Genomic DNA, 12,809 nt, shown 5'->3' on the forward strand with positions numbered 1-12,809 from the left:
ATGAATCTGTTCATTTGTATTGTTTTGTTAATTAGAGTTTTAAATGTAGTTTGTTGTTGTTTTGGGTTGATTTTTTAATAAAAAAAACCGTCTCAAATATTTGAGACGGTTTTTTATTGTATTAGAAATTTAGTGCAAGTTATGGTATAATGATTTTTTTATTAACAACTCCTTTTGATGTTTTAATTTTAGCAATATAAACACCAGCACTATATCCTTTAATGGTTAGTTGAATGTTTTGTTGGTCTTGATTATCTACTTCCCAAGTACCTGTAGACTGACCATTAATATTATATAAAGTTACTTTTTCGACAGGTGTATCTAAAATGGTATTGTTAATAGTAAGCACTTTCGAGTTTTGAGCATACGCTACTTTTATTTCATTAGAAGTTACCTCTTCCTCGCCAATTCCTAAAGTTTTATCAGTAAAACGAAGAGAGAAACGGGTTTTGTTTTCTCCTCGTGGAAGTACAACTTCATAAGGTTCCGTGCGAATGTCATGATATGTTTTGGTTTCGTCATCATAAAGGAAAACTACTTGATTTTCATCAAAGTTTTCTAAACCATCGATTATAAAACTTACAGTTCCTTCTGTATTGTTTTTTACACCAATAGGATAGGAGGCTTCTTTATTGAAATAGCCTTCCCCTTCAATAATTAATTTATTGGTTCCGTTAACCAAATACATATCATTGACTACATTATCAATGTTTTTGGCATCGTATCCATCATTAAATTCACTATTCGCTTTGTCTTCCATAAAAGCTAATACTACTTGTCTGTGAAAGATTTGATTGTAATTATTGAAGCCTAAACGGATTCTTTTATATGTATCTTTTTCAACAGGTTCTTCATTACTACTGGTCCAGTGTGCTGATTCTTTTGGTTTTGCCGGTATACGGTATAAACTTTGAGAGCCAGTTGGATTATGCTCTTTGACAAAAGCTCTTTGACTATTTCTGAAAGTAACAGAACTTTGGGCACCAACGCCATTATCTTTACCTACTACAAAAAAACCTTGTCCCACAGGGATGTACTGGTTTGGCGCATTTTTTAACGATGTACCAGTACCACTAATAAACTTAACACCAAGAGAGCTTGGACCAACACTTCCGGAAAAATTTTTAACGGCGTAACCGCCTTGGTACTCTGCTAGATTATGGGAATTATTGGTTTGATAATGCTCCCAGAAATATAATGTTCCAGTAATTGAGGAACTATTGTCAGTGATGAATTGATTTGCGTCAATAGCGGAAGCATATGGATTTCCGGTTAATAATAATTGTTTTGATCCAACCGTATTGCTTATTGTCCCGTTATTAGGTTTTCCTATAAAAGTTAAATTTTGTGTTCCGGATACTCCTGCTCCTTTAAGCGTGAATCCTTTTCCTGGATCTAACAATCCTGTTTCGTTAATTGCTGTCCAGTTGGCATATGCGTTTCCTAAATTATCAAATTTATATATCCAATAACGCGCTAAGCTAAACGGACTTAATGCGCCATCATATCCGCCAATCCAAGTTATAGGTCCTGGGCTTGAAGGATTTGTTCCGTCTCGTAAAATACTATCTACAGTGTATGGATTATTGTTTGACGCATTGTTTACAGGGCCTACAGGCGAACTCCAATAGTTGTAATTAAACTTGTTGGCTTGACCTTGTTGGTCTCTTTTGATAGATCCTGCACTTGACGTATCTAAATCACTTCCTTCTGTTTGAACTAATTGTGATCTTCCCACCAAATCAATTGTTCCGTCTAGTTTCAAATAATGGGTTACTTCAATTTTGGACCCATCAGTTTGTAACCCTGAGGTAGTTGTAGCGGTAAGTTTGCTTCCTGTTACAACCCCTACATAAAGTCCTAATACGGTTTTATCTCCTTGCGAAGTAATATTGTGAGTTATTTTTACAATATTCCAGTCAATGGTTTTACTTGCATCTTCAATAGATTTACTATAAGGTAAATCTTGTACGGTATTGTTCATCCATGAAGTTGCGGTTTGCCACAATCCATCAGCTGCTGATTCATACGGTAGCGGAGCTGTTTGTCTGTCTACTGTAGTTAAGTTTCTTAGCGCTGCTGTAAAGTTATTATCCGAAATATCTTTTGCGTTTGTGTACGTATAGGTTGACATCGGGTAATAAGCACTTAGTTTATTCCATTGTATACTGCTAATGTCATTTAATGTGATGATACCAGGAATAATGCTTCCGTTTGTCAGAGTACCATTTTTTTGAATTTCCTGATTTATCACATAACGGAATTGGGCTTCACTTAGGGCTACATCCCATACTCGAACTTCATCTATTGAACCATTAAATAAAGCGGTTGGATTTACTCCGTCTGCAGCAGCAATCAAGAATGATTGGGTTGTTGAAGGCACATTAGGCATGCTAGCACTTACATTTGTTATACCATCTATATACATTTTTGCAGTTGTTCCATTATAGATTACCCCTATGTGATGCCATGTTCCTACCGGGATTACAGCGCTAGAAGTAATGGTGTGTTTTGTTGATCCTACCATCCAGCTCATCTCCGCTTTTCCGGCGGCATTAATACCTAAATCGTAACCTTCTGAAAAACCACTGTTTCTTTTTGAAAGTATAGTTTTATCAGTGCTATTTCTATTTACCCAAGCCGAAACCGTAAAGGCAGTATTTAAATTTAATACTTTACCGGCATCCAGATAATCATCTGTGCCATCAAATTTGATGCAACGTTCAAATGTTTTTTCTGGTGCAAAACCAAAAGTGATGTATTTTGTACCGTCAAAATCATAGGTCGTTTCCAGATTGGCTCCGTTTGCTTTCATTACTCGATATTCCGCAGTCGGATCGAAATTAGGGGTACTTGATATAAACATTAAGTAATCTCCCGGGGGTGTCAGTGTTGCAGATAGCATAGTAGTAGGGATTGATACCTTTGTTGTAGGTATGTTTCCACCTGTTTCCACTATTTTCCAAGTTCGTCCTACAGATATAAAACTTACCTCACTTACCAATGTGCTTGGCGAAGTTATTCCGGAACTTATGTTTACTATAACTGCAGGCTGTGCAGCAAGTGTACCATGATTATTACCCCATACTAAGAATTTTTTATCTGTATCAAAGGTATTAGGGTTGGCAGTATTTGTTGTGTAAATATCTGTTAGTCCTATGGTTATGTCATCTGTAGTGTTGATTGATTTTGATTGTTTTTGATTTAATTTTGAGATGTCATCTCTACCGATACCGGCAATGTCAAAGTTAAAAACATCATTAGCTGTTATTCCAGTATTTCTGTTCCAAATAGTATTTCCATCAGAATTTGTGTAATTGATGGATGTACCATTAACACCTAATGTGATTCCGTATTTTATTGCCAAATAACTTTGAATATTACTTCTTTGTGCATCAGTTGCACGGGTATCTAAAGTGATGATTTCAGCTACTCTACCATCTAAACTACCATCCCATCCTTCGCTACGACCAATCCAATATTGGCTGTTTGTAACAGTTGCAAAACTTCCTGAATCTGATACAGAAGTGGTTAATGCATTTGCGTTAAAGCTAAGGTTAGTGCCGTTACCTGCTGCATTATTACTTGCGTTTATGATTCCCGCTGTTGAATAACTTATATTTGTGCCTATCTGTGCAACTCCGTAGCCATTACCCGGTCCGTTAGTCGTTCCTACTGCATAGGTCAATACCTCGTTAGTAAATCGGTTTGTGTATGCTCCATAACCAATTCCAGTTCCATCAGTTTCGTTTGTGCTTGAATTTCGATCTCCACAAAAGATATCATTACTTGCTGTTGCAGAGGTCATTGTTGCATCGGGTAACACTACGGCAAATATATCTCTGCTATAAAATCCTGAAGCTCCTTTCAAGTATTGTCTATTAGGATCATTATCTGTGTATACTTGTGGTGAAGTAGTATAATTATTTGTAAAATCAACAACTGCATTAAAGTTGATGTTTGCTGTAGCATTGTTTTTATAAACAGGAGCACCAACGGCAGCTGGTTTTATGGCATTTGATCCTTTAGCTTGTGTGTTCCAAGTTGAAACGGCTGTATTGTCTGCAATGCTGGTTGTACCGTTAAGTAAATCAGCACGAAGCCATAATTGTAAAGGGGTTATAACACCACCAGGCCCTTTTGTAAGTGTTGTGTCTCCATTTCCTCTAATTGAAAAATTATACGGATTTTCGTCACTGTCATCATTTGCAATATTTATGACAGCATCCCTTGTTCCAGTACCAGACGGAGTAAAGGTTACTGTAAAAGTAGTGCTGCTTGCGCTTGCTACGGTGGCATTAGGCGCTATGGATACGCTAAAATCAGTACTATTAGCACCAGTAAATGTTATAGCGCCCACTGCTAATGGACCTGGTCCTGTATTTTCTATGGTAAAAGTGCTTGTCTTCCCTACGCCAATTGCTGTTGAGCCAATATCGGTAAAGTCTGATGTACTTGGTGAATTATCACCATCACTAATAGTATTTGTACCTCCTTTAACGTTAATTTCAGGAGCTGGAGGCGCTGTATAGACTACTGTTATTTCGGCAAAACTTGCCGTACAAGGGGCATTGGTAATGGTCCAGCGCAATACTTGTGTTCCGTATGCAGTTACGGTAGCGGTTGAAGAACCAGCGTTAATAGCACTAAAAGAAACAGAGCCAGGTCCGGATGTTCTAGACCAAGTTCCTGTACCTGTGATTGGGGTATTTCCTCCTAAAGCATTTGAAACTAATCCTATGACAGATTGATTACTTCCTACTGTAGCCGTAGTTGGGGGTATATTTACCTCTTGTGTTTTTGAGGCCGTAGTTGTCCCACAAGAACCTCCTGTTGTGGTTAAGACTAGTGTAGCAGTTCCTGTGAAACCGGCTGGAGGAGTCCAGGTTGCTGTATTTGGTGTTGATCCTCCGTTGTTGTTAAATGTTCCTCCTGAAGTAGTTGACCAAGTTGCACCTGTTGCACTTCCTCCAAATAATCCGCCTAATGCTGCTGTAGTTCCTCCTTGGCAAATTGCTGCCAGAACACTACCTGCATTAGCAGTAGGTTCTTGAATGACTTGTGTTTTTGATGCCGTTGCTGCTGTACAAGATCCGCCTGCAGTAGTTAAAACTAAAGTAGCTGTTCCTGTAAAACCAGCTGGCGGTGTCCAGGTTGCCGTTCCTGGTGAATTTCCTGTATTGTTTGCAAATGTACCTCCTGAGGTTGTTGACCAAGTGGCACTTGTAGCAGCCCCACCAAAAGAACCTCCTAGTCCTTCTGATGTTTCTCCTTGACAAATAGCTGTGAGTGCGCTTCCTGCATTGGCAGTAGGAGCAAGGTTTACAATTTGTGTTTTTGAGTCAGTTACTGTTCCGCAAGATCCGCCTGCAGTAGTTAAAACTAAAGTAGCTGTTCCTGTAAAGCCAGCTGGTGGTGTCCATGTTGCTGTTCCTGGTGTACTTCCTGTATTGTTTGCAAAAGATCCTCCTGAACCTGTCGACCATGTTGCGCTTGTAGCACCACCTCCATAAGTACCTCCTAAAGCAGCTGTAGTTCCTCCTTGACAAATGGCTGTAAGAGCAGTTCCTATAGTAATAGTTGGGTTTGCATTAACCACTTGTGTTTTTGATGCCGTTGCTGCTGTACAAGATCCACCTGTAGTAGTTAAAACTAAAGTAGCTGTTCCTGTAAAACTAGCCGGTGGTGTCCAGGTTGCTGCTCCCGGTGAATTTCCTGTATTGTTTGCAAATGTACCTCCTGCGGTTGTTGACCAAGTGGCACTTGTAGCAGCCCCACCAAAAGAACCTCCTAAAGCAGCTGTAGTTCCTCCTTGACAAATAGCCGTGAGTGCGCTTCCTGCATTGGCTGTTGGTAATGAGTTAACCGTTATGGTTGCAGTGTTCAATACACTAATGCTTGAACTACACCCACTTTTTGTTAAGTTGGTTATGGTAATGCCTGTTGGGCCACTGTTGGCTATTGTGGCAGTAGTGAATGAACCTGTGCCAGCTGTGCTTACTGTCATTGAAGCTGTAAGGCCTGTAGCAGCATTTGGTGCTCCCAGATCATAAGTAACGGTGTATGTACCAGTAGGCAAATTGGCAGCAAGACCAGTAAGGTTGATTGTAGCGGTAGTTCCTGCACAAATAGCGGAACTTGCTGCTGTAGATGATAAAATATATGTCGTACATGGTACTACTACCCAACTCAATATTACTTGGCCGTTTCCTCCTGATTTAGAACTTCCTCCTGCTTCACCACGTCCACCGCCACCAGCACCTATGCCACCAGCACCAGCATCTGGCGAACCGTCAGCTGCACCTCCAACTCCACCAGTACCGTAGCCCGTTCCAGCAGTTCCTCCCTGTGTATTACCACCATTGCCGCCATTAACACCATTAGCTAATGTTGTAGCAGAGCCACCACCACCACCACCACCTTCATTATCACCACCACCATTATTACTTCCTCTTGCATTTCCACCATTACCACCGGCAAAAGAGCTGGTAATAAAACCTGCTATTGTAGATGCTGCCCCTCCATTACCTCCAGTTCTACCTGTTGAACTAGCCCCGCCATTGGCTGTGATGGTAGGTGTAGTGTTAATGGTAATTGTAGTGTTTTGTCCTGTAACACCTGCTGTTCCTCCTGCTCCAACGAATATTGTTAGTATATCCCCAGCTGTAAGTCCTGTAATAGTTCCTCCTGCAAAAGCACCACCACCACCACCAGCTGCTGCTCCATTTCTATTAGAACCACCACCACCAGCTCCCCAAGACTGAAATGTAATACTTGTTACTCCTGCAGGAACGGTAAAAGTAGATGTTCCAGATGTTGAATAGGTTTGTGGCGAGGTTTGTGAAAACCCGATAAAACCGAGAAAAAAGAAAAGTAATGTAAATAAGAATTTTGTTGGGGGCGTAGTTTTGTGCATGTTTTTTTGTCGTATTGGGGCAAATATTTTTTTGGGGGCTATATCGCTTTTAAATGTATAAGGAACGTGTTGTATCAACTAAATCTATTGAATTGGTTTCTTGTGCGTTAGTACGTAATAAAAGCCAATTTTTTCATGCGCCAAATATAATTTTTTTTCTATAAAAAAACATAATTTTTAGTTTAAATTACTTTTTTTATCGACAAAGTGTTTGTTTTTATCGATTAAATGTAATTAATTCTAGATTGTTTGTTTTTTTATAAGAGGCTTTTTAGTGAGAAGTGAGTGGTGAAAAGTGAAAGGTGAGAGATGTCTATGGTTTTGGGCTTTTTTTAGGTGATTTGATGATGGAGCAAAAGGGAATGTATTTTATTTTTTAATTTTATATTGATGATTGTTAGGTAATTGAAATTTATTTTTGCTTTGTTTTCAATTATTTTTATCCAAATGAGGTTTTCCGTAAAGAACATTTTAACAAGATTTTTAGTTTTGGTTTTTATTAACGTTAAAATCTGTATTTATGGAACAAAGGATTTCTCCATTCAATCGGGGTCCCACCTGATTTTGCTCAATAACCTAAAATTTTACCCCATAGGACGTAAAATTTTGCGTTCGGAACCTAAAATTTTAGGCTCGAGACGTAAAATTTTACCCCTTGACACGTAAAATTTTAGGTTGGTTACTTAAAATTTTACCCCCAGTGACGTAAAATTTTACGTCTGGAACCTAAAATCTTCGGTCGTTGACCTAAACGTTTAGGTTCTGCCCAATGAAATCAATGATTTCAATCTTATTTAAAAACAATTAATATTACTAATGCTATGTCATTAACTAATTTAGGACGATTACACCTTACTGCTGTTCAGAAAACAGCCATCGATGCGGCTTTGACTGCTATTGAAACTCAATTGCTAACGGTAACAGTAAATCTTACTGCCGAGGACCGTCAGAAATACGGAAGTATCAACGAAACTAACAAGCTTTTTGTGAACAAGGATCGCGAATTTTTTCAAACACAACCTTCCTTAATTTCTTCGGATGTAGACTGGGTAGAGTTTGAAGCTGATTTTCAGGACAGGACTTTTGCGGACACGCGATTAGACCGTGTGGCTACAATTACCCGATTGTTGAGTGATTTTAAAATCGTACATGATTATGATAATTACCAAGACAGCTTGACCGATTATGATTACAGCAAATACAAAGCTGGGACTAAAACTCCGGGATATACCGAAAAGGTTGCTGAGCTGAAACAGTTTTTTCCAAATACCGGTGGCGGTTCTGCAACTCAACCCGTTGCTGAGAAAGTGCAGGAAGCGGAATAGCGTTTTTTTTTTGATGGTGAATAGTGAATAGTGAATAGTGAATAGTGAAAGGTGAATCGTGAGTAGTGAGTAGTGAAAGGTGAATGGTGAGTAGTTAATCGTGAATCGTGAATGGGCTGACTTTACTAAACACAAATGCTACATCAAACTTCTTTTTTGGCCGAAAGGCGGGAAGTAAAAAAAACGAAGCCGAAATTACAAATCCAATGGTATTGGTACTGTAATTTCGGCTTTAGTAGTATAAAAAAGCGAAAATTTTACGCTTTTCGGTAATTATTCGGTTGCTTTTTTCTGGCTGTTTCTGAAGGTGCTATAGGCAAAAATAATGCCGGCAATAATCAGGATGAATAATTTTCCGTTGATTGGGGCAGGTGATGCTTCTGCGCTTTCTAAATCGCCTGTGTCACTCTCGTCACCAACAGCATCATTGGCAAAAAGCATAAAACTAGTGAAAAAGAACAAAATGGTACTGTATGTTTTTACTAAAGTATTTTTCATTTTTAATTTTTTAGGGGCTAATAAGATGTGTTTTTATGATTGGGCAGCCAGTCTAATACAGCACTTTTTTTGTGATTACTTTATTTTCGGTTGTTGTTATTTGGACCAAAACGGTTTGTTTGGCGACAGCAAAATCTTTGATACTCGTTGCTGTAGCGTTCAGGTTTCTTTGCTCATAAAGCTGGCGTCCGCGGAGGTCATATAAGCGAACATTTTTCAGGATTGTTTTCCCGGCCTCGATATGCAATGCCCCGTTTTGTTTGTACACGACTATTGCATTGGCAATACTCTCTGGTGTTTCAACGCCAAGAGAAACAGTGTTTTTGAATACAATTTCGAAACGGTCGTTGAATATTCCTGTTTCTGACGCAAAAGTATAGGCTTCTTTTTTCAGGTCATGAAGCGTATTGGCTGTTTTATCCTTCAAGAAAACATCCTGATTGTTGGCAAATAATCCATCTACTGCATCGATAGCAATAGAGAAGTTTCCGGAGGCATTCGTTTTGAATGCTAAGGCAACCGTATCCGCAGTATCAAACGGTAATCCACGTCCCTGAATAACATATTCTTCGTTGTTTAGGTTTGAGGTTAATGCGATTTTATTGTCGTTAAAATACTTTCCGTCAATAGCCGTATCAATTCCGGCAGTAGCTCCGGTCATGTAGGCAATCATCATTTGGTTGACCGAAACCGTTCCTTTCGAAAGGTTTAACCAGATTCGGTTGCGTTCTATTTCTTTCGATTTAAAAAACTGGTTCCCATTATTAGCGCTACGCATGGCATTTGTAAACGCAATAGTTGTACTGGTTGATTTGGCAATAAAACCTTGTCCTACCTGAATGGTTCCGTTAGGTACCGCGAGACTCAAACCACCTGCATTTGAAGTTCCACCTGCAGTAGTATAAGTGGCGTAGGATGTTGTGGCGGCATTATTTGTTTTTCTCCAGAAATATAAGGCTTCTGTAATGTTGTTTACCGCTATAAAAGCATTGGCGTTAATTGTTGATGGATACGGATTTCCAATGGCATTATAGGTATTATTGGCTACAGTTAAATTGTAATTTCCGTTGTTAGGTACCCCTTGAAATTGACCTTCCCAAATGGTAGGTGTAGTAGGATGGTTGTTCGGCATACGGATTAAATAACCAGTTCCTGTACTGAAATTCACTGCCGATGGTATTGGTACGGCATTGTATTGATTCGTTGTTGGGTTATACGTTAAAAAACGGGCTGCCAATGTTGCTGGTGAAAAGGACTGTAATTGCTGTCCTGCAACGGGCGCAGACCATATTACATAATCTAAGAGCATTAAAGGAGTTGTTTTTCTTTTTACAGTAATGTTCCCCGTGTTGCCATTGGTGTTTTTGGTTTGTACCAAGTTAGCATTGCTTTCAAAAGTCAATGAAGATCCGGTAGCTACGGTTACATCTCCAGCAATGTTGAAGTTTATCCCTGAATTTACAAGTACAACAGCATTATTATTTACGGTCAGGCTACAAGCAGTTACATCAGCAACAGGTGTATAATTGCCTGATATAACTAATCCTTTTGTTGCATTAGGTATTCCGTTAGACCAAGCGGTACCATTCCAGGTGGTGGTACTAATGGTAACTGTTGTGGCTGTTGAAGCAATCGCATCACAAACTCCGTTTTTTACTATGGCACGGAATTGAGTAGTTTCACTCAAAACATCCGAAGTGTAAGTGTCAGTAGTATTGTTTATTGTTGTCCAAGTTGTAAAAGGGTTTACGGAACTTTCCCAACGAACAATATCACCGGTATGTCCTGATAATGTTAATAATTCACTAGCAGATGCATTGCAAAATGAAGTGCCACCATTTACAGATCCTGCAACAGTTGATGGGTTTACACTCACAATAACTTCTTTACGGTCGCTTTTAACGGGTTCTAATTTCCAGTTAAAAAACTGATAAAAAACTCCAGTTGCATTATCTCCTGTGATACTAATGTCTCCACTAGTAATAGGATAAACAATAGTTGAGCTTGATGTTGTGGCGGTTAAGCTCATGTTTGTAATTTGTCTGGATACTAAACGTAAATTATTTTCGGCTGGTAAGAAAAAGTCTAATGCAATGTCTTGACTACCAGAAGTTGTTAATCTAACTATTTTTGATTCTAACATAGCACCAGCACTGTTTTGTAATTCTACATGTATTTCTCCTGCTGCAGAAGAAGTGATCAGTACAGATTTTAATTTTGTAGGCTTAGTACAATTAAATACTAAGTATTTGTTCTTTACTGTTGCACTTCCAGTAGCGCTTCCGGATACTGTTGTTGGTCCAACATTAGGAAGTGTAACAACGTTTTCTACAAAGTATGAGGTAGTTGCGGTTAGTGCAGGAGTTGTATAGGCTGAAGTAGATGCTAAAGGAGTTGTTGCATTAGCAGAGCTATACCAATTGATTGTACCACTTCCTGTTGCTGATAAAGCAGCAGTTTGTCCTTCGCAAATTGTTTTATCATCGGCAACAGGCTTAGCTGTTGTGGGTACCATAGTGATATTTAATGTTGTTGTGGTATCATTTGTAAGTGTTACTGATTTTGTTTGACTCGTATATCCTGGGGCTTCAAATATAATATCATAAGTACCTGCAATTTGTACTTTGTGATAGTCTCCCTTAGTTGGAGAGGTTTCTACCCATGAACCAAACCCATCTGTAGTACCACTAATGTATACTTTAGCATGAATAGGATTTCCTGAAGCGTCTTTAACCGTGCCGTGTAAACCATAGCCAGCTTGCTTTACATAATTAAGTAATGCTTGCCTGTTTCTGTCCCAAAAGAAAGGTAGGTCAGAGGCTAAAGGTGTTTTTGTATCAGAAATTTCGATAGTAACCTCTTTATTATGATTGAAAAAGTTATTGTAATCCTGTCTTCCTCCGTAAACCGAATACCAAGCAGCTCCGTTTGTGGTTCCCGGAAATTGTCCGGTATTGTAGACAGCATCCATATAATTTAAGTCTCCATCAGCAGTTTGACAGAGTTGGGCATATTCTTTAGAGACATATTTGAAATAATTGTCATGAGGATGATAACTAAATGCACCTGTTCCCGGAGTGTTAGAGGTGTCCCAAGGGAAATTGACAACTTCAGTACCTCCATGATAATTAGCTGCTAAAACAAAATTACGAGTTGCTTCAAAATTTAAAAAAGCAGTTGTTTCAGGTTGGTAAGCATAACCATCTGGATGTATTCCGCCAATGGCATCACCGTAATTTCTATTTAAATCGATACTGGCAGAGTTTGCTCTTGTTGGAGTATTGTTAACCGAATTGTAAGTATCGTTTCCTGCTGTTCTGTAAGAACCATCTGGATTTGCCAAAGGGTTTATGAATAATTCGGTTCCGTTAACTAAGTTAGTAACTTCAGACAGAGTTCCATAGTTTGTTAAAAGGTAGTCTATGAAACGCAACATGGTTGGATAACCTGTTATTTCGTCACCATGCATAGAAGAAGTGTAAAAGAATTCTGGTTCAGTTTCTTCTGTTGTGGCATTATCTGAAATTTTTAGTACATATAAATTTCTACCGTTTGGGGTAGTTCCTATAGATTGTAAGCTACAAAGGTTAGGATAGGTTGTTGCCCAATATTGCATTTTGGCAACATATTCGGAGTATTTAGGATATACATTCCAATTGGTATCCCACGAGGCAGCTATTTTACTTGTTGATGAACTTTGCTTGAAAGCTATTTCATTATCAGAAGCATTTACTTCATAATTTAAACCGTAAGTAAGGAATTTTTTGAATTGTTCCTTGTTGGCATATGCCTCAACTTCTAAATTAGCTTGATCCACATGTTTGTGACTTATAGAAAGTATCCGGTTTAACTCTAAAAATTGACTTTGACTAGCCGCCTTAAATCGGATTATAACTTCGCCTTTTGAATTTAGATACTTTTGGGCATTTTTGAAGGATTCTTCGTTTTGAGCCGATAAATAAGCAGTAAAAAATAAAAATAAAAATAAGAACTGGGTAATTTTTTTCATGTTAATTTTGTTTATGGGTGGCCAAATCTAAATTAAATATTTTTAAATTCAAACTATATTA

At 38.6% G+C, this 12,809-nt stretch carries 4 protein-coding genes; 1 reads left to right on the forward strand and 3 read right to left on the reverse strand.

The window, feature by feature from the left end:
- Window positions 1-139: 139 nt before the first annotated feature.
- Window positions 140-6,916: a DUF8202 domain-containing protein gene (locus tag O6P34_RS08265; RefSeq protein ID WP_269684041.1), complete on the reverse strand. Its 6,777-nt coding sequence runs from the start codon at window positions 6,914-6,916 to the stop codon at window positions 140-142.
- Between the two features lie 821 nt (window positions 6,917-7,737).
- Here O6P34_RS08265 and O6P34_RS08270 point away from each other — a divergent pair.
- Window positions 7,738-8,241, forward strand: a complete 504-nt coding sequence (locus tag O6P34_RS08270) for a hypothetical protein (RefSeq protein ID WP_269684042.1) — start codon at window positions 7,738-7,740, stop codon at window positions 8,239-8,241.
- Window positions 8,242-8,514: 273 nt separating this feature from the next.
- Here the strand turns inward: O6P34_RS08270 and O6P34_RS08275 are convergent, their stop codons facing one another.
- Both O6P34_RS08275 and O6P34_RS08280 read right to left on the reverse strand, forming a co-directional pair.
- A complete protein-coding gene (locus O6P34_RS08275) occupies window positions 8,515-8,739 on the reverse strand; it encodes a hypothetical protein (protein ID WP_269684043.1) in 225 nt (74 codons plus the stop codon).
- Window positions 8,740-8,791: 52 nt separating this feature from the next.
- On the reverse strand, window positions 8,792-12,748 hold the full coding sequence (locus tag O6P34_RS08280; RefSeq protein WP_269684044.1) for a DUF8693 domain-containing protein: 3,957 nt from the start codon (window positions 12,746-12,748) through the stop codon (window positions 8,792-8,794).
- Between the last annotated feature and the right edge of the window lie 61 nt (window positions 12,749-12,809).

Origin of the sequence: Flavobacterium lacustre (assembly GCF_027474525.2) — a bacterium.
GTDB lineage: Bacteria > Bacteroidota > Bacteroidia > Flavobacteriales > Flavobacteriaceae > Flavobacterium > Flavobacterium lacustre.

Excerpts from the sequence above, each read along its gene's own strand:
- O6P34_RS08265 (WP_269684041.1), bottom strand. The coding sequence starts at position 6,916 with ATGCACAAAACTACGCCCCCAACAAAATTCTTATTTACATTACTTTTC.
- O6P34_RS08270 (WP_269684042.1), top strand. The coding sequence starts at position 7,738 with ATGTCATTAACTAATTTAGGACGATTACACCTTACTGCTGTTCAGAAA.
- O6P34_RS08275 (WP_269684043.1), bottom strand. The coding sequence starts at position 8,739 with ATGAAAAATACTTTAGTAAAAACATACAGTACCATTTTGTTCTTTTTC.
- O6P34_RS08280 (WP_269684044.1), bottom strand. The coding sequence starts at position 12,748 with ATGAAAAAAATTACCCAGTTCTTATTTTTATTTTTATTTTTTACTGCT.